Genomic DNA, 19099 nt, shown 5'->3' on the forward strand with positions numbered 1-19099 from the left:
CCCTGCCGACTCCCACCAGCGATCGACGTTGTCTGCCACGTCCCAGTCCTTCCTCACACCCGCCTCGCCGATCTCCCTCGAGCAGGCGTCCCGCTCAGCGTAACGGCGCAACCCCGCAAACGAGAGCCGCGCGTGCCTCTGCAGGCACCAGCCATCCCATTCCTGGACAGCCGATCACCACGCTCCTATGGCGCTAAATCGGCCGAAATCCCGCCATGAGAGCGTGGTGATCTTGGTCTAGGCGCATGCCCGTCCCGCCGTGCGGGAGGCAGGTGGGGCCGATCGGGCGACTAGCGCGTGGACGACGTGATCTGGTCGGCCGCGGCGGCGGTGGCGGCTCCGAGGGCGGTGACCTGGGCGGCGGTGAGGCGGGAGTCGGGGCAGGTTACCACCGAGGCGACGACGGCGCCGGTGGTGTCGCGGATGGGGGCGGCGACGGTGAGGACGGCGTTGTCGGGGCCGAGTTCGCCGGGCAGGTAGTCGATGGTGATGAGTTCGGTGATGACAGAGCCGAGTTGGGCGCGCAGAGCGGCGGTGATCGGCGTGTCACGCAGGGCCGCAAGGGCTTCCAGCATCGGCGTCGAATCGTCGACCAGTCGCTCGACGGAGTAGCCGCGGGCGCGGATCTCGGTGAGGACGTGCGCGAGGCGCTCACGGTGTGTGGGGTCGGCGCCGGTGAGCCAGGCGCGTTGTTCGGATTCCGGTGCCCAGGCGACGAATTCGCGGCAGACAGGTGGGGCGAGCGGCAGCCGCCGACCGGGTCGGATCCAGGTCGCCGACGGGTCGCCGACGAGCTCGGTGACCACGATGTTCGCCCCGTCGCGTTCGGCGAGGAAAACAGGTGCCGACACCTGGTCCGACAGCGCGCGCAGGACAGGGGCGGCGGTGCGGCGCAGCGGGAACGCGGCTTCGGCGCGACGGGCGACGGTGAGCAGCCGCAGACCGATGCCGTAACAGCCGTCGCCGTCGCGCACGGTCCACCCGTCGGCGGTGAGCTGGGTGAGCACGGCGTGGGCGGTGGCGCGGGAGATCCCGGCTTCGCGCACGATGCGGGCCAGCGTGAGCCGCTCGGTGGCGTGGCGCGAGAGCAGCTCGAGCACCTTAACCACCCGCTGGGTCGGGGCCGAGACGACGCTCGGATCCGGCTCGGCCGACGCCGGATCCGACGTCACCTCTTGACCGGCGCTCTCGGCCCGGCTTATCGTCGGTGTCACAATACCGAACAATAGCGTCGATTATTCGACAACGCAACCCCGGGCGTGAGCCCGCCGGGAAGGTGGACAGTGCAGACGGGATACGAGTTGACGCACCTGGCGGCCCTGGAGGCCGAGGCGGTGCACATCCTGCGCGAGGTGGCGGCCACCTTCGAACGACCGGTGCTGCTGTTCTCCGGCGGGAAGGATTCGGCGGTGCTGCTACATCTGGCGCGGCGCGCGTTCTGGCCCGCGCCACTGCCGTTCCCGCTGCTGCACGTGGACACCGGCCACAATTTCGACGAGGTGCTCGCCTTCCGCGACCGCACCGCCGACCGCACCGGCGCCCGCCTCCTCGTCGCGAAGGTCCAGGACGACATCGACGCGGGCCGCGCGGTCGAACGCCCCAGCGGCACCCGCAACCCCTTGCAGACCACCACCCTGCTGCGCGCGATCGGTGAGCACCGTTTCGACGCCGTGTTCGGTGGCGCACGCCGCGACGAGGAGAAGGCACGCGCCAAGGAACGGGTGTTCAGCTTCCGCAATCGTTTCGGCGAATGGGAGCCGCGCGCCCAGCGTCCCGAGGTGTGGAACCTCTACAACGGCAGGCATCAGCCGGGCGAGCACATCCGGGTGTTCCCGCTGTCGAACTGGACCGAGCTCGACGTGTGGGAATACATCGACCAGGCGGCCGTCGAGTTGCCCTCGCTGTACTACGCGCACCGCAGGCGGGTGATCGAGCGCGACGGAATGCTGCTGTCCGCGACCCGTTTCGTCACCGAGGCACCCGGCGAGCGCGCCTTCGAGGCCACTGTGCGTTTCCGCACCGTCGGCGATGCCACTTGTACCGGATGCGTCGAGAGCACCGCCGCCACCCCGGCACAGGTGATCGCCGAGATCGCGGCCACCCGGCTCACCGAGCGCGGCGCCACCCGCGCCGACGACCGGATCTCCGAGACCGGGATGGAAGACCGCAAGCGAGAGGGCTATTTCTGATGCGCCGCAATCTGTTACGCCTGGCCACCGCCGGCAGCGTGGACGACGGGAAGTCCACCCTCATCGGTCGCCTCCTCTACGACTCGAAATCCCTCTTCGACGACCAGCTCGCCAACATCGAGCGCCTCAGCACCGAAAGGGGCAGTGCCACTACCGATCTCGCGCTGCTCACCGACGGTTTGCGGGCCGAACGCGAGCAGGGCATCACCATCGATGTCGCCTACCGCTATGTGACCACCCCGCGCCGCAAGTTCGTCATCGCCGACACGCCGGGTCATGTGCAGTACACCCGCAATATGGTGACCGGCGCGTCCACCGCCGATCTCGCCCTGATCCTGGTCGACGCCCGCACCGGCGTCAGCGAGCAGACCCGCCGTCATGCCTTCCTCGCCACTCTGCTCGGCGTCCCGCACCTGGTGGTGTGCGTGAACAAGATGGACCTGGTCGACTGGTCGGAGGAGCGTTTCACCGAGATCAGGGAGGAATTCTCCGCGTTCGCCGCGAAATTGACCGTCGGGGACCTCAGTTTCGTGCCCGTCTCGGCCCTGCACGGCGACAACGTGGTCGACAGCTCACCGCAGCTGGCCTGGTATCCGGGTCCGCCGCTGTTGCGCCACCTCGAGGACGTGCACATCGCCTCGGACCGCAACCTCATCGACGCACGGCTCCCGATCCAGTACGTGATCCGCGCCGAACAGGGGTCGGCGCAGCGCAGTTACGCAGGCACCGTGGCGGGCGGCATCTTCAAACCGGGCGACGAGGTGGTGGTTCTGCCCGCCGGTCACGCCTCGCATGTGCGGGAGATCTGGGGTCCGGGCGGCACGAAAGTCGAGGAGGCGTTCACGGGGATGGCGATCTCACTGACCCTCGACGACGACATCGATATCGGCCGGGGCGACCTGCTGGCTCGCCCGGGCAACTCCCCACACCAGAGCACCGAACTCGACGCCATGCTGTGCTGGTTCTCCGAGACCGCCCGGCTACGCGCCGGCGACAGCCTGCTCGTCCGCACGGCCGCGCAGACCACACAGGCCGAGGTCGTCGCCATCGACTACCGGCTCGACGTGAACACCCTGCATCGGGTCTCGGAGGTGGAGGCGTTGTCGCTCAACGACATCGCCAGGGTCCGGCTGCGCGCCCGTCGGCCGCTGCTGTCGGATCCCTACCGGGAGAACCGGCGCACCGGCAGCTTCATCCTCATCGATCCGCGTACCGACGAGACGGTCGCGGCGGGGATGGTCACCGGTCGCGAAACGGTCGAGGTGTCGAGCACACGCACCGGTCCGGTGACGTGGCATCGCTCGGCGGTGACGCGTGCCGAGCGCACACACCTCGGGGCGACAATCTGGCTGACCGGCCTGTCGGGTTCGGGGAAGTCGACCGTCGCCGTGGAACTCGAGCGCCTGCTCGTCGAGGCCGGTCGCCCCGCCTACCTGCTCGACGGCGACAATCTGCGCCACGGCCTCAACGCAGGACTCGGCTTCTCCCCCGCCGACCGGGACGAGAACGTGCGCCGGGTCGCCGAGGTCGCTGCCCTGTTCGCCGACGCCGGAACCGTCGCCGTCGTGTCGGTCATCAGCCCGTTCGCCGCGCAACGCGACCACGCCCGCACCGTGCACTCCGACCGGGATCTGCCCTTCCACGAGGTGTTCGTCGACACCCCGCTGGCTGAATGCGAACGCCGCGACCCGAAGGGCCTCTACGCCAAGGCCCGTGCGGGTGAACTGCCCGGTTTCACCGGCATCGGCTCCCCCTACGAGCGGCCCGCACAACCCGACCTGGTCATCACCCCCGACCTCGGCTCCCCCGCCGAGAGCGCCGCCCATATCCTCCGAGAGCTAGGGATCACAATCCGTTGAACCAACCGAGTACCACCACTGCCGACGCGGGCGCACCGCCTGATTCGCTCACCGCCCCGTTTCTCGCCGCCGTCGCCCAGGCCGAAACACTCATCGCCGGTGCGGAATTCGTGCGCAGCGACACCGACCGCGCCGAAGGCTACGACTACCTCGCCGCCAGTATCGCCGCCTGCCTGCGGCTCTCGGGTGCCCACGGCACCTCGCACCCCTACTTCGTGTCTTCCACCGGCCCGTACGCCAAGATGGGCCTGGACAACCCGGACACCCTCTACTACCACGCGAATATCGAGCCGACCGCCGAGTATGTGGTGAGCGGGGTGCGTGGAAGCACCGTCGACCTGAGTTTCCAGGTCCTCAAAGGTGACTACACGGCCACCGAGGTGCCCGGCGGGGCCGATGCCTTCGACGACCGGCGGATCCCGATCGCCGCGGACGGCAGCTTCTCGATCCGCTTCGGTCCGGCGAAAGCCGATGCGGGCGAGGACTATTTCCCGCTCGGCGAGGGCGCCTCGATGCTCGCGGTCCGCGAGGTCTACAGCGACTGGACCGAACGCAAGGGCTCCATCCGCATCGAACGGGTCGACACCGTCGGCACCGCACCGGACGAACCGGATCTGGCCCGGTTGCGCAAGCGCTACCGGGCCGCCGGGAACATGCTGCTCACCAGGGTGCACACCTGGTTCAACTTCCCCAAGTGGTTCTATCTCGACCTGCCGGTGAACACCCTCACCGCACCGCGGCTCACCCCGGGCGGTCTCAGCACCCAGTACTCCTCGGTGGGACATTTCGACCTCGCCGACGATCAGGCCCTGGTGATCACGGTGCCGAAATCCGACGCGCCCTATCAGGGGTTCCAGCTGGGCAGCCTCTGGTACATCTCACTGGACTCCGTGAACCATCAGACGAGCCTCAATCATGCCCAGGCACAGGTGGATCCGGACGGCATGATCCGCATGGTGGTGAGCAACCGCGATCCCGGCATCACGAACTGGATCGAGACCACCGGCCGCACGCGAGGCATCCTGCAGTTCCGGTGGCAGCGCACCGACCGGCCGATGACCGAAGCCGACGGCCCGGGTGTGGAACTCGTCGACGTCGCCGATGTCGCCGCGCACCTGCCGTACTACAACAACAACCGGATCGACGCTGCCGCGTGGCGTGACCGGATCGCCGCCCGGCAGCGGGCTTTCGCCGAGAGGATGCTGGGATGAGCCTGCTGGACGGGAAGGTTGTCGTCGTCTCCGGTGTGGGGCCGGGGCTCGGCCGGTCGATCTGCACGGAAGCCGCGGCGGCGGGTGCGAAGGTAGTCCTCGCGGCTCGCACCGAATCGCGGCTGCAGGAGGTGGCCGCCGAGATCGACGGCGAAACGCTCTGTGTGCCTACCGATATCACCGACGACGCCGCGGTGCAGCACCTCGTGTCGCGCACGGTCGAGAAGTTCGGCCGCGTCGACGCGCTGGTGAACAACGCGTTCTCCGTGCCATCGATGAAACCGCTCGAACGCACCGATTACGACCAGATCCGCGACAGCCTCGATCTCACCGTGCTGGGCGGTCTGCGGATGACGCAGGCGTTCACGCCCGCCCTGTCGGAGTCCAACGGCGCCGTGGTGATGATCAATTCGGCGGTGGTGCGCCACAGCGAACCCCGCTACGGCAGCTACAAGCTCACCAAAGCCGCGCTGCTGGCGATGTCGCAGACCCTCGCCACCGAGCTGGGTGGCAAGGGCATCCGCGTGAACAGTGTGCTGCCCGGCTACATCTGGAGCGACCAGTTGAAGTGGTACTTCGGCCAGATCGCCGAGAAGTACGGCATCACCGTCGAGCAGGTCTACGAACAGACGGCTGCCCGGTCCGATCTGAAGCGGCTGCCCGAGCCGGCCGAGATCGCCCGTGCCGTGGTGTTCCTCGCCTCGGACTGGGCGAACGCGATCACCGGCCAGACCCTCGACGTCAACTGCGGCGAATACCACAACTGATCAGGAGTTTCCCTCGATGACTGTGCGCACCGATGTCGGCACCGTAGCCGACCTGCACGCCTCGGCAACCAAACTCACCGGCCTCACCGATTTCGGCTCCGACGACTACACCGAAGCCCTCGGCGTGCTGCTCTGTTCCTATCGCGACGAGGCCGGGCTCACCGAACTCGGGTCCAAGATGTCGCGGTTCTTCCTGCGCGGCACCTTGATCGCTCGCGCCCTGAGCGAGGCCGCGTGGGCAGCAAACCCGGGGTTTGCCGAAACACCGGTCACCCGGCCGATTTTCGTCACCGGGCTGCCACGCACCGGCACCACCGCACTGCATCGCCTGCTCGCGGCCGACCCCGCCAACCAGGGACTGGAGATGTGGCTGACGGACTTCCCGCAGCCCCGGCCGCCGCGGGAGAGCTGGGCGGACAATCCCGCCTATCAGCAGATAGACGCCGGGCTGCGCCAGCATCAAGTGCAGAACCCGGAGTTCATGGGCCTGCACTACATGAGTGCTGCCGATGTCGAGGAGTGCTGGCAATTGCTCCGCCAGTCGGTGATGTCGCACTCCTACGAGTGTCTGGCATACCTGCCGAGCTATTCGCAATGGCTCACCACCCAGGACTGGACGCCCGCCTACGCCCGGCACCGGCGCAACCTGCAGCTCATCGGGATGAACGACGCCCGCCGCTGGGTGCTCAAGAATCCCAGTCACCTGTTCTGTCTGGACGCCCTGCTCGCCGTCTACCCCGACGCCGTCGTCATCCAGACCCATCGCGACCCCGCGACCGTGATCCCCTCGGTCTGCAGCCTCAACGAGCACGCCACCCGTGGCTGGTCGACCGTCTTCACCCCGGAGGTCATCGGCCGCACGCAACTCGACCTGTGGTCGCGCGGGTTGCGCGAGTTCACCGCCGCGCGCGCCCGCCACCCCGAGGCCCACTTCATCGATATCGACTTCGCCGACCTGCGCTCCGACCCGGTCGGCACCGTCGAGACGATCTACCGGTCCATCGGCACCGACCTCACCCCGCAGGCCCGCGCGGCCGTCCTCGACCTGGACGCCGAAAGCCGCACGGGCGCACGCAAACCCACCCACCACTACTCGCTCGCCGACTACGGGCTCACCGAGGACATGGTCGCCGAGCGCTTTTCCGGCTGATCGTGGGGGCGGCGGGTCTAGCGGGCACTCCACCCGCCGTCCATCACATACGACGACCCGGTCACCATGCCCGCCGCGTCCGAGGACAGCCAGGCCACCAGCTGGGCCACCTCCTCGGGCTCGATCAGGCGTTTGATCGCGCTCTCGGTGAGCAGCACCTGTTCGACCACCTGTTGTTCGGGGATGCCGTGGACGAGGGCCTGATCGGCGATCTGCTTGTCCACCAACGGTGTTCGCACATATCCGGGATTCACGCAGTTGCAGGTGACGCCGTGCGGGCCGGCCTCGAGCGCCGTCACCTTCGACAGGCCCTCCAGCCCGTGCTTGGCCGTGACGTAGGCGACCTTGAACCGGGAGGCACGCAGCCCGTGCACCGAGGAGATGTTGACGATGCGGCCGAACCCGTTGCAGTACATGTGCGGCAGTGCTGCGCGGATCAGCAGGAACGGTGCCTCCACCATCAGCGTTTGCATGGTCCGGAACCGTTCGGGCTCGAAATCCTCGATCGGGCTGACGGTTTGGATACCCGCGTTGTTGACGAGGATGTCGGTGTCCAGGCGCAGCTCGGCGAGTGCGTCGACATCACGCAGGTCGACACACCAGGCGTGGCCGCCGATCTCGTGGGCGACGGCCTTCGCGCCGTCACCGTCGAGATCGGCTACGGTGACCTCGGCGCCGCGCGCGGCGAGTACCCGCGCGCACGCGGCGCCGATCCCGCTCGCGGCACCGGTGACCAGCGCGGTGCGGCCGGTGAGGTCACTCATGCCGCAAGCCGTTTCGGCGCGTTGGTGTCCGCCAGATCGACGGTCTCGAGGTCGATCCCGCGCGTCTCCCGCGCACACAGCACCGCGATCACCGTGACCGACGCCGCCACCGCGAGGTAGACCGCGATCGGCACCGACGAACCATAGGAGTCGAGCAGGCGCACCGCGATGATCGGCGCCAGCGAACCGGCCACGATCGAGGTCACCTGATATCCCAGCGACACACCGGAATACCGCATTCTGGTGGGGAACATCTCGGCCATCATGGCGGGCTGGCCGGCGTACATGAACCCGTGGAAGACGAGGCCGACGATGATCGCGGACAGAATCACCACGCTGTGCCCGCTGTCCATCATCGGGAACGCGAAGAACCCCCAGGTTCCGCCTGCGACGGCACCGGCCAGGTACACCGGCCGACGCCCGACCCGGTCACCGAGGTATCCGGCGAGCGGGATCACCGCGATGTGCACGGCGTGGGCGATGAGCAACCACCACAGGATCGTGGTCGTATCGGCGTTTACCTGCACCTTCAGGTAGGTGATCGAGAAAGTGACCACCAGGTAGTACATGATGTTCTCGCCGAAGCGCAGCCCCATGGCGGTGAAAACCCCACGCGGGTAACGGCGCAACACCTCGAACGGGCTGAACGAGGTGGCCTTGGTGTGCTCGAGCGCCTGCTGGGCGGCCAGGAAGATCGGCGCGTCGGTCACCTTCGTCCGCACGTAGTAGCCGACGAGCACCACCACCGCCGACAACCAGAACGCGACCCGCCAGCCCCAGCTCAGGAACGCCGCGTCCGACAGCGTCGAGGTGAGCACCAGCAGCACGATGGTGGCGAGCAGATTGCCCGCGGGCACTCCCGCCTGCGGCCAGCTCGACCAGAAGGCGCGGCTGCGGCTGGGGCTGTGCTCGGCGACCAGCAGCACCGCACCACCCCATTCACCACCGACCGCGAAGCCCTGAACGAAGCGCAGTGTCACGAGCAGCGCCGGTGCCCAGTAACCGATCTGGGCGAAGGTGGGCAGACAACCCATCAGGAACGTCGCCGCGCCGACGAGCACGAGACTCGTCTGCAGCAGCTTCTTGCGCCCGTAGCGGTCACCGAAATAGCCGAAGACGATGCCGCCGAGCGGGCGCGCCGCGAAACCGACGGCATAGGTGACGAACGCGGCGAGGATCGCGTCCAGGTCGCTGGTCCCCTTCGCGAAGAACACCTTGCTGAACACCAGGGTTGCGGCGGTGCCGTAGAGGAAGAATTCATACCACTCGACGACGGTGCCCGCCATCGAGGCGGTCACCACCCGCCGTAGCCCGGACGGTGTCTCCTCCGGTGTGTCACCGGTGGGCCGGGTCGCGCTGCTGACGCTCATCGCACTACTCCTTCACGCGCTGTGAGCTGACTCACATTCCATGCGAGGAGTATTCGTGCAGAAGTCTTTCGGTCGCAATGCCCAGTTTCGCAGCGGCTATCTGCGAATATGCAGGTATGAGCCGTTCCGTCGCGTCGTCCGGGCGCAGGCCGAGTGCCGATGATTTGCTCGTACTGCTCGCCGTCGGCCGGTCGGGGCGGTTCGTCACGGCCGCAGCCGAACTCGGAATCAACCACACCACCATTTCCCGGCGCATCGCCGCACTCGAGGCGGCGATGGGCGGGCGGGTACTCACGAAAGTGGCAGGTGGTTGGGAACTCACCGATCTCGGTCGCGAAGCTCTCGTAGCTGCCGAGACGGTCGAAGCCGCGGTGCGCTCACTCGGTTCCCCGGGCGGGGAACGCACTCTCGAAGGCGTGGTGCGGCTCTCGGCGACCGACGGGTTCAGCGCCTATCTGGCCGCGCCCTCGGCGGCGCGGGTGCAGCGCCGCCACCCCGGTATCGCGGTGGAGATCGTCGCCGCCACCCGGCGCGCATCCACCCAGCGAACCGGCCTCGATCTCGAGGTGGTCGTCGGCAGACCCCAGGTACACCGGGCCGAGGCCATCGAACTCGGCGACTACTGTCTCGGCCTCTACGCCGCCCGGGACTACCTCGACGCCCATGGCGCCCCCACGACCATCGACGACCTCGCCGGCTATCCGCTGGTCTATTTCATCGAGTCGATCCTGCAGGTCGACGACCTCGACGTGGCCACCAGCTTCGCGCCGACCATGCGCCAATCCGTCTCCTCCACCAACGTTTTCGTTCACGTGGAAGCCACCCGCGCGGCCGCCGGCATCGGCCTGCTCCCCTGCTTCATGGCCGACCGCCACCCCGACCTCGTCCGGGTCCTGGCCGACGAAGTCCGGGTCCAGCTCACCTATTGGCTGGTCACCCGACCCGAGACCCTGCGCCGCCCCGAAGTCGCCGCCGTCGTCGACGCCCTGCGCACCACCGTCCGCGAATGCCGCGCCACCCTCCTCGGCATCCCCGAAACGTGATGGTCCCGCTACCGATCGGCGGCCCAGTTCCTGGATGATGTAGCGCAGGTTCGCGGCCACAACACTTTCCGGAATCCGCCCCACAGTTCCGTCAGACGAAGAGGCAGGCGATCAGGAATGCTGCGACGGCTGTCCAGAGGAGGTAGCCGAGGTGGGTCCGTGAGTTCCGGATGGCATCGTCGATGGTGTGGGCTGCTGTGAGTCGGCCGGTGAAACCCAGTGGTGCCACCTCGAGCGCCTCGTCGAAGCCGTCGGCGGCGACGATCACGCGCAGCGAACGCCTCTGCGCGGCAAGTAGTTTGCCGCGATAGCCGCCGACCTCGGTCAATTGGTCACCCGCCAACCCGGCGGTGATCGCGCAGGACGGGTCGATCCGGCGGCGCACCACACGCCCTCGTGACATCAGATAGTCGAGGGCGACGGCGAACGCCGCACCCGAGGACGCACCGCTGATGTCGTTGACCGGGGCGCCACCTTCGAGCGTGAGCGACCACAACACGCTCGCCTCGGTGCCCGCGATCCTGCTGACCTGCCAGGCGTCGACCAGCGCGTCGTGGAACTCCGCGTCGGCCTGCAGGAAGCTCATGCGGGCCGGGTCCGGATGCAAACCGCTCGGACCACCGTCGACCTGCGCCAATTCCAGGACGGCGACGTGTCCCTGACCGTAGGCGTCGACGAACAGGACGCGTATCGCGCTGGTGTGCAGGGTGACCGGCCTGCGGCCTGCCAGTTCGAGGGCGGCGAGCGTCGCGAATCCGTGCGCGGGATGGTCACGGTGTTCGGTGAGATGACCGAGCACCGACGCGAGCTCGTTCTGCCCGGCGCCGATCGGGACGTCAGCAGTGGTGGAGGAAGGTGTCGAGCACAAGTTCGCGCGTTCGGCATGCGTGAGAAGACACTCGACGGCGCTACCGGTGTCGGATACACCGGCCAGTGCGCGTGCCAGCGCACCTAGTGCCCGCGCGGCCGAGAGTTCGGCGGTGTCGCGCCTGCCGTGGTCGCCGAGCGACTCCGCTTCCTCGGCAAGCAACTCGTCCTCGTCGAGGCCTTTCCAGCGTGCCAGCGATGCACGCGCCAGCACCTCGGTTTCCCGCCGGGGTGCCAGCAGCTCCCGGGCGGTCGTACCACCCGCGAGGACGGCGGCTCGACAGCATCGCAACCAGCGCTGTTGCGCTCCGACCAGCATGTCGAGCACGACATGGTCGGGGAGGTGGCTCAGGTCGTCCGCCGCGCCGGTGGATCCGGGCGTGATGTGCGACGGGCCTGGGGGACCGACGGCATCTGTCGAAAGTCCGAGCATGGGTGCGCTCCTTACCGAGCCGGGCGGAGAATCGCACGAGCGGGAGAACTCAGTGTCGCGCCGCAACAGGACCTGTCCACAGTCAGTCGGTGCCAAGGCCCTGACATGGAGTGCCAACCCGTTGTCACCCTGTGGGACAGGGGTTTACGAAAACGCGGCCGGGGAGGGTGTTCGACCACTCCTGTGGGGTGATGGGTGCGGTGCCGGTGGCGCAGATGCGGGCCGCTTCGGTGGTGGCGTCGGTGCGCCAACGGCGCAGGGTGCCGTCGGTGGCGGATTCGACCAGGACGGTTCCACCGGCCGCGAACGCGAGCATTGTTTTCTGCCAGTGCCTTTCGTCGTGGTGCAGGGCGGCGTAGACGGTGGGCGCGGCGGGGTCGGTGTAGTCCCAGATTTCGATGCGGTCCCGGGCGAGATCGTCGACGGCGAGGCGGGTACCGGTGTGGTCGAAGGCGACCGAACCGACGGAGCCACGTGCGGCGACGGGAATCGGCAGGGGCCGGGGGCCGCCTGGTTCGCCGAGGCGGTAGACGAAGGCTCCGGCGCGGGTGCCGACGGCGAGGATGTTGTCTGTTGTGACGGCCAGCGACATGTCCTGACCAGCCGTTGGCAGGCCGGACAGTTCCGCCACGGGTCGGGCGTCGGGCCCGCCGCTCAGGTCGTAGACCGTGACATGCCCGGTGCGGTGACTGCCGACGGCCAGCCTCGATCCGTCGGGACTCACGGTGAGTGCGGTCGGATAGCCGTGCCCGAATCGCAGTGTGGACCGGAGCTCGGGACCGCCGGGCCGGGTCAGGTCCCACTGTTCCACCGATGACGTCAGACCCCGCCCGACGGCCAGGGTGCCGTCCGGGCCGAAGACGACACCTCGCGTGTCGACCAGGCCGTTGTCGATCGGCCGTCCGAACGGCTTCGGGGTGGGCTCGGTGATGTCCCAGACCTGGATGGCGCGTTCGTTCAGGGTGGCGGCTCGTGTCCCATCGGGGCTGAGCACCACGGTGTCGAAAAGGCCCGAGGGGTCGCCGTCCACGGAGTCTCGCCCCGTGGCCGCGGGGGTTCTCGACAGTGCGCGCAAGCGCGGCAGCAACGCGTTTGGCAGCACACCGGGAGACGGCGCGGATACGTCTTGGGGAAGCCTGAACAGCGTCCGCGGTCCGAGTTCGGCGGCCTGGCCCGCGAGGTCGAAAACGTGGACGGCGCGGTCGAATCCGGAGGTCACCAGTGCGCGCCCGCCGCGGAACACCTCAGCCCGCGCCACGGATCCTCCGGGGAACCGGGCGAGCACCGCACCGGTGTCGAGATCGAGGAGGCGAGCACGGGAATCACCGCCGACCACCACTGCCGTGCGGCCGTCCCCGGTCGGCGCCACGTCGAAGTACTCGTTGGCGCCTCGCGACATCGCGCGCAGCGGTTCGGGCCGGGTGATGTCGGCGCCCAGACGCCACCTGGCGATCTCGCCGGGGTTGAGCCCCACCGCGAGCACGTCACCGTCGACATCGACCGACCTGATCTCGGCGCCGTGCGGTCGGTCGGCCGACATCTCGAAAGCGGGACGGGTTGGATCCAGAGCTGTTGCGTCCCAGCCCCGTACGGTCGTTGTCCACGTTGTGTTGACGATCCGGGAACCGGCCGCGACGAGGACCCGGTCGTCGGCCGCGACGAACGCGTGGTTACCGGGAACAGTCAGCGCGGGTTGCGGCACAGGGTGCGCGGGATCGGCACCGAATCGCCAGGACAGCACCGTTCCACCGTGGGTGCCGATCGCCAGCAGATCGTTGCCGGGGCCGAAGGCCAGCGACCAGGGCAGATGGTCCGCCAACGCGAATTCGGTTGTCCGCCGGGGATTCTCCGCAATGCTCCACAAGACCGCCGAGCGTTCACCAGCCACCGCAAGCCAACGCTGGTCCGCGCTGATGGCCAGTGCCCGCACCGGGCCGGCCACCGCCGCGAACGGCGGCATTCGGGTCACCCCGGAATGATCGACCCGTACGAGCTGCACGGTGCCGTCGCCGTTGCCGATCGCGATCATGTCGCCACCGATGCTGGTCGCCAGCCGTGGCGGGTCGATACCGGCCGAGGCTCCGTCACCGGTTACCCCGGGCAGGATCCGGATCGGCGTGCCGAGAGCCGAGAACTCCAGCAGGGCCGATCGGGCATCTGTCGTGGCGCTCGTACGCACCGCCGCGAGGGCGACGAGTTGCGACAGCGCGGGGTCGAACTCGGCACCACCCCGGGCCACGCCCGCGAACAGCCGGGAATTCGATTCGGCTCTGGCAGCGGCATTCTCGGCCCGGGCCCGGGCCAGACCGGTCACCGAGAGCACCGCGAGCAGGACGGCGAGCACACCGGCGACAGAGACCAGCCACAGCGCCATATTCGGTCTGCTGCGCGTGCGCGACACAGCTTCGGTGACCGTCGCGGCCGCCGCGATCCGGTCGAGGAAATTCTCCGGCGCCTGCCGCCGCGCCTCTTCGTACCCGGTGGCGGCGACCACCACCCGAAGCGAAGCGCGCTGCGCGGCAGCGAGTTTGCCCGTATATCCGCCGACCGGGGTCAGTTCCGTTTCCGACAGGCCCGCCGTCACCGCGCAGGCCGGGTCGAGCCGGCGCACCCGCAGCCACCGGACCAGCTGGTGACGTGGGGCCAGGTCGTCGAGCGCGACAGCCATCGCCGCGGCCATCGACGCACCGTTGATGTCGTTCTCGGGCGCGCGGCCCGCCCCGGTCACCGACCACAGCACGCAGGCGCCGGTCGCGGCCGGTCGGCTCACCTCCCACGCCCGCGTGAGACTGTCGGTGAACTCGCGATCCGCCTGCAGGAACGACATGGCGGCCGGATCCGGGTGCAACCCGCTCGGCCCTTCGCGCACCTGCTCCAATCGCAGCACGCCGACTCGTCCGGCTCCCCCGATGTCGACGAACAGCACACTGACCCGTGTGGTCCGCACCGTCGGTGGGCGCCGACCGGCCAGTTCCAGCGCGGTGACGATGCCGTAGCCGCGTGAGGGCCTGCCACCCTGGCCGAGCAGGTGCAGCACCACCTCGGCCAGCGGGTCGTCGCCACCGGTGATCGGGCCGGCGGGGAGCAATTGGGTACCGGCCGAATGCAATCCGGCCCGTTCGGTGTGCCGCAGGAAGACCGCACACGCCTCGGCGATGTCGCGTGCGCCGGTCAGGGCCTGGGCGAGGGCGGCGACCGCGTGGGCCGCCGACACATCGGCGGTGACCCGATCACCCTCGAGATCGGAGTTCTCCGATTCCTCTTCCAGCGGGTCGTCGCCTGCCTCGAGGTGTTTCCACCGCGCCAGCGAATGCCGTGCCAGCACACCGGTTTCGCGGCGCAGGTCGAGCAGCGCCAAAGCCGCCTCGGGGCCCTCGGCGACCGCTTCCCTGCACAGTGCCAACCACCGCTGCGGCGCTCCGGTGAGCTCGGACAACAGCGCGTCGTCGCGCTGGAACTCCGACTGTCCGGTCATCGTCGGCCCTCGACCGCAGCGGGGCGGGTCGCGTTCACCACGGCCGGATAAGCTCGACAGCGATGCGCATCAACGACCTTCCCGGGGGAACCATCTTGTCGAGAACACTCCTTGTCGGTGCTGCGCTGTCCGGTGCGGCGATCACCGCCCTGCTCGGCACCGGTTGCTCCACCGGGGACAGTTCGGCCATGCCCGTGGCCGGTGCCAACACTCCCACATCGACACCGCCGCCACCACTGCTGTCGGCCGACGACGTCGAGCAGCTGTTCGCGCGCATGCTCGACCCACGGGTCCCGAACTCCGAGAAGCTCGGTCACGTACAGGGCATCGCCGACGATCCGGGTCTGCCCAACCGCATCGCCGAAGCACCGGGCCGGAACAACGCGACCGTCACCGTCACCATCGCCGGAACCAGACTAGGTGCGCCGGGCATGCTGGCCGAGGGCACCGGGACGATGAATACCGCGACCAGCCCGTTGATCGTGCCGTTCGTCGCCGAGGACGGGAAGTGGAAGATCGAGAAGGCCTGGTATTGCCAGATCGCCTTCTCGATGATGGTGTCCTCCCCCACCTGCTCGTCCTAGCTCACATTCGTCGTGCGAACCGGTCGGGCGGGCAACGGCATCTGTGTAGGAGCCCGTTTCCCCTCAGCAGGAGGCTCCCGCTGTGACCCGTGTCGTCCGGTCGTTTCCTGGTCCGCCGACCGGCGCGCGGATACGACACCAGTCCGGTTCGGCATCGAGCTGCCCGGTCCAGACCGTCCGCTACGCGAATTCTCGTCGGGCACTGCGGCATTCGGCACTGTCGCCGACGAAGTGGGGGCACGGGTTGACTTCTGACTCCTTGGACACCTGGCTCGGCGCCACCTGGAGCGCGGTCCCCGCACCGCTGCGCCTCACGGTGGTGGAACACATCTTCGGCGCCGATCTGGTCACCATGTCGACCTATGCGGCGGCCAAGGCGCGGTATGTCGTCGAGCGGGTCGACCCCGACATGCGTTCGGACTTCGAGGACGTCGCCCAGGACACCATGGTCGCGTTGACGGCGACCTTGCCCACCGAGCGTATCCGGCACTGGAAGACCCATGTCCTGCAGCAACTCCAGTGGCAGGTGCTGCAGAACAGAAGGCGCCGCACAGCGGAGAAACGTCATCCGGGACGCCGGGTCGACTACGAATCCACCGCGCTCGTCGTCGAAGACCACACACTCGTCGGCGGTGAGGACCGGCTGGCCGACCGCGCCGTCCTGCGCGACGCGCTCGACGCGATCCCGCACTCCGAGACCGCCGCCGTGCTGCGCGCGACCTTCGTACTCGCACCCGACGGCACCTACACCGACGTGCAGACGACCAAAGAGGTCGCCGAGGACCTGAACTTCAGCCAGGAGAAGGTCAAACGGCTGCGCGCGGCGGGAACGAAGATGCTGCGCGAAGCCCTGCGCGCCCAGCTCGACGCCCGCGACCAGGACTCCGAGGAGGCATCGTGACGACGCGCGATCATCGACCCGCACGGCTGGACCTGCCCGTCGACATCGACATGCTGCTCGCGCTCGCCGACGACTCCGAACCCGATGCCGAGGCAGCCGCCGCGGGCACCCGCATCGCGGACCGCCTCTTGGCGGCAGACAACGCGACACCGGAACCACCTTCCTTGGCCGCCCGACGCGCCGTGATGCGGGTGCCCGGGTGGACGGTGAGGCCGCTGGCCGCCTCCTCCCGGGACGGAGCACCATCGAGCCGGGTCGTCCAGAAACAGATCGACCAGGAGCTCGGCATCGAATTCACCCGTACCCCCGCCGGTACCGAGCAGACACGGATCTCGGTGCAATCGTTCGGTCCCGACACCGCGGCAGGCGATGTGGTTCGCGTGGCGGTGCATGCGGGCGAGGAACGAACCGAAGTCCTCGTCGTCCTGTATACGGATGCCGGCGGCTCGCTCACCGGTCAGATCGTCACCCGCGCATTGACTTTGGCCGAGCACCTGGAGATCTCCATCGTGCCGGGCACGGCGCTGGGCCACACGCATACGGCGGCGATCACCGACGCCGTGCGGTGTTCGTTGACGGCCGGACGCAACGCGTGGCGGCGGGTCGCCAAGGGTCTGCCGATCGGCGACCCGGTTCGGTCGGCGATCGTCGCCGGATTGAGCTGAGTGCCAGGAACGGCCCCGGCGCGGCGGACAGGTCGTGGGTGAGGAGACCCCCCAGCGATCTCCTCACCCACGACACGAGACGCGTCGTGGGCAGTGCCGACGACTGGTCTCGTCATCAGTGATGCGATACGGCCCCCGATCGGTTCGCTGTCGGGTGGAGTTCGGCAAAACGCCTATTCGCAGTCTTCGCATGGCGTGGTGTCGCAGGCGGTCCATCGTCGGAGTTGCGACGAACCGATCGCGCCGTAGTCCGCATCGATAGCGGTGGCAGGGGGAAGAATCCGGGGGTACGTGATGACGAACGACGCTGATCGACGGCTGGGAATGGCTGCGGCGGCGGTCTTCACACTGGGTTCCTATGCCCGCGCACGGCTCGATTCGCTCGCCGGATCCGCGACTACGCGGGCATATATCCTGCGGCGAGAGACGGAGGCCACGCACACACGGCGGGTCGCGGCGGCCCATGCGGTCGCCGATGCGCGGGTGCGCGACTGTTGTACCCGCGCGCGGGCGGCGGTGGAGAAGCGGGCAGGTGGGTCCGATGCGGGCTCACTAGTGGCGGACTGTTCGGTTCGGATCGGCGAGGTGTCGTTCGGCCCGGATAGTGTTGTCCCGCTGATGGTTCCGCTGCTCGGCCAGGGGAACCTGGTGGTATCGGGCGGTGCGCCCGGGGTGGTCGGCGAGCTCTTCGCCGCGATCGTGGATCGTGTGCGAGCCGTCGTGCGGTCGCTCGATGTGCACTGCTTCGATCCAGCGGGGCGAGGGCATCTTCAGCGGGCAGCGCAGCGGGCGCCGGAACAATTCGCTGACCTGGTCCACGGGCTGACCCGTACGCGGGCCACATCCGCTCGACTGCTCGTCGTGCTCGACTATCCGCGTGGCATGGATGACGACACCGCCACGGCACTCACCGAGCTGATGAGGACCGGACACGAGCACGGGGTGAGTATCCTCCTCCACCACGATCCGGAACACCGCGATTCGTGCGCGGGACTCGACTTCTCACGACCCCTGCGCGGGTACGGAAACGACTTCGTCTGGCAGGCGTGCCCACCCGGGCGAGTCGATCTCGATCCGTCGAATGTCTCGGTGGCAGTGCCGGATTCACACCGTAACTACCTCGACTACCTTTCGGAGCTGGCCGAGATCGTGACGATCGCGCGCACTCGCGACGACGAGATCACCGCAGCCGACCACCAGCTCCAAACCGGCACGGCCGCGCTCGCCCGTCACCTGCTCGAACTGGACGACCGTGAACGTCATCACCGTGCGGTCATCGACGCACAAGAACGTACGGCATGCCGACTCCTGCTCTCCGTGCGACGCGGCGACCTGATCCACGAATCGGAACCGACACCTCCGACGACTGTCCTGTCGACTGAGGAACTGCTCAGGGCCCTCGAAGTGGCAGTGCACGAACTGCGCCGCCAGGTCGAGGCCCAGTCGGCACCCGACAGGACCGCTCCGGCATAGCGGCTTGCGCCCGAGGAGCACGCCGGGAGCACCCCACCGGTCTAGTGGTACGTCCTCGCAGCGGACTCGGTACCGGCGCTCATCGCGGCCAAGTCCTCGGCCACGGCATCCCACAGCGCGCCGTACTCGGGCACAAGGGTGCGGACGTGCGTCAGGGTCGGATAGTCGTTCGGGTCGAATGCCAGATGCCCCGGACGACCGCCCGGCATGGCGGTGTCGGGCCAGCGACGGGCCGGTGCGTTCGACGCGGAGTCGTCGACGAACAGGATCTGCGCCTGCCCCTGTGCGCCGATCTTCCACACAGCGCGGGTCGACGCGGAAATGGTCACGGGCATGAAGTCCTCCGAT

16 protein-coding genes are annotated in these 19099 nt (G+C 68.4%); 10 read left to right on the forward strand and 6 right to left on the reverse strand.

Annotated elements, in window-relative coordinates; genetic code table 11:
• Positions 1-290 precede the first annotated feature (290 nt).
• Entirely contained in the window at positions 291-1214 is a 924-nt protein-coding gene (locus tag LDL21_RS29950) for an IclR family transcriptional regulator (protein WP_225279985.1), read from the reverse strand.
• Between the two features lie 69 nt (positions 1215-1283).
• On the opposite strand from LDL21_RS29950, the gene cysD reads away from it, so the two are divergent.
• From cysD to LDL21_RS11535, 5 genes are read left to right on the forward strand one after another with little or no spacing between them, the layout of a single operon-like run.
• Positions 1284-2189 carry a sulfate adenylyltransferase subunit CysD gene (gene cysD / locus LDL21_RS11515; protein ID WP_225279986.1) on the forward strand — a complete coding sequence of 302 codons (906 nt, stop codon included), beginning with the start codon at positions 1284-1286 and terminating at the stop codon, positions 2187-2189.
• Positions 2189-4048, forward strand: coding sequence for an adenylyl-sulfate kinase (cysC, locus tag LDL21_RS11520; protein WP_225279987.1), 1860 nt, complete (start codon positions 2189-2191; stop codon positions 4046-4048). The genes cysD and cysC overlap by 1 nt, the downstream gene beginning before the upstream one ends.
• Positions 4045-5259, forward strand: coding sequence for a hypothetical protein (locus LDL21_RS11525; protein WP_225279988.1), 1215 nt, complete (start codon positions 4045-4047; stop codon positions 5257-5259). Before cysC ends, LDL21_RS11525 begins: the two co-directional genes overlap by 4 nt.
• Positions 5256-6026, forward strand: coding sequence for an SDR family oxidoreductase (locus tag LDL21_RS11530; RefSeq protein ID WP_225279989.1), 771 nt, complete (start codon positions 5256-5258; stop codon positions 6024-6026). The genes LDL21_RS11525 and LDL21_RS11530 overlap by 4 nt, the downstream gene beginning before the upstream one ends.
• A 16-nt stretch (positions 6027-6042) precedes the next feature.
• Complete coding sequence (locus tag LDL21_RS11535) at positions 6043-7176, forward strand: sulfotransferase family protein (protein ID WP_225279990.1); 1134 nt, start codon at positions 6043-6045, stop codon at positions 7174-7176.
• Between the two features lie 17 nt (positions 7177-7193).
• Here the strand turns inward: LDL21_RS11535 and LDL21_RS11540 are convergent, their stop codons facing one another.
• Together LDL21_RS11540 and LDL21_RS11545 are read right to left on the reverse strand one after the other, a co-directional pair.
• On the reverse strand, positions 7194-7940 hold the full coding sequence (locus LDL21_RS11540) for a 3-hydroxybutyrate dehydrogenase (RefSeq protein WP_225279991.1): 747 nt from the start codon (positions 7938-7940) through the stop codon (positions 7194-7196).
• A complete protein-coding gene (locus LDL21_RS11545) occupies positions 7937-9310 on the reverse strand; it encodes an MFS transporter (protein ID WP_225279992.1) in 1374 nt (457 codons plus the stop codon). Before LDL21_RS11545 ends, LDL21_RS11540 begins: the two co-directional genes overlap by 4 nt.
• Positions 9311-9426: 116 nt before the next feature.
• Between LDL21_RS11545 and LDL21_RS11550 the strand changes: the two genes are divergently transcribed.
• Positions 9427-10353 carry a LysR family transcriptional regulator gene (locus tag LDL21_RS11550; protein ID WP_225279993.1) on the forward strand — a complete coding sequence of 309 codons (927 nt, stop codon included), beginning with the start codon at positions 9427-9429 and terminating at the stop codon, positions 10351-10353.
• 91 nt (positions 10354-10444) lie between these two features.
• On the opposite strand, the gene LDL21_RS11555 is transcribed toward LDL21_RS11550, so the two are convergent.
• Positions 10445-11653, reverse strand: a complete 1209-nt coding sequence (locus LDL21_RS11555; protein WP_225279994.1) for a hypothetical protein — start codon at positions 11651-11653, stop codon at positions 10445-10447.
• Positions 11654-11777: 124 nt separating this feature from the next.
• Complete coding sequence (locus tag LDL21_RS11560; protein ID WP_225279995.1) at positions 11778-15128, reverse strand: WD40 repeat domain-containing protein; 3351 nt, start codon at positions 15126-15128, stop codon at positions 11778-11780.
• 62 nt (positions 15129-15190) lie between these two features.
• On the opposite strand from LDL21_RS11560, the gene LDL21_RS11565 reads away from it, so the two are divergent.
• The 4 genes from LDL21_RS11565 (at position 15191) to LDL21_RS11580 (ending at position 18751) form a co-directional block, all read left to right on the forward strand.
• Positions 15191-15712 carry an MTB12 C-terminal domain-containing protein gene (locus tag LDL21_RS11565; RefSeq protein WP_225279996.1) on the forward strand — a complete coding sequence of 174 codons (522 nt, stop codon included), beginning with the start codon at positions 15191-15193 and terminating at the stop codon, positions 15710-15712.
• Positions 15713-15956: 244 nt separating this feature from the next.
• Entirely contained in the window at positions 15957-16613 is a 657-nt protein-coding gene (locus LDL21_RS11570) for a sigma-70 RNA polymerase sigma factor region 4 domain-containing protein (protein WP_225279997.1), read from the forward strand.
• A complete protein-coding gene (locus tag LDL21_RS11575; RefSeq protein WP_225279998.1) occupies positions 16610-17278 on the forward strand; it encodes a hypothetical protein in 669 nt (222 codons plus the stop codon). The genes LDL21_RS11570 and LDL21_RS11575 overlap by 4 nt, the downstream gene beginning before the upstream one ends.
• A 294-nt stretch (positions 17279-17572) precedes the next feature.
• Positions 17573-18751: a hypothetical protein gene (locus LDL21_RS11580; RefSeq protein WP_225279999.1), complete on the forward strand. Its 1179-nt coding sequence runs from the start codon at positions 17573-17575 to the stop codon at positions 18749-18751.
• Positions 18752-18792: 41 nt separating this feature from the next.
• Here the strand turns inward: LDL21_RS11580 and LDL21_RS11585 are convergent, their stop codons facing one another.
• Complete coding sequence (locus tag LDL21_RS11585) at positions 18793-19086, reverse strand: hypothetical protein (RefSeq protein WP_225280000.1); 294 nt, start codon at positions 19084-19086, stop codon at positions 18793-18795.
• Positions 19087-19099 lie beyond the last annotated feature (13 nt).

Origin of the sequence: Nocardia rosealba (genome assembly GCF_020216065.1) — a bacterium.
In the GTDB taxonomy this organism is placed as follows: domain Bacteria; phylum Actinomycetota; class Actinomycetes; order Mycobacteriales; family Mycobacteriaceae; genus Nocardia; species Nocardia rosealba.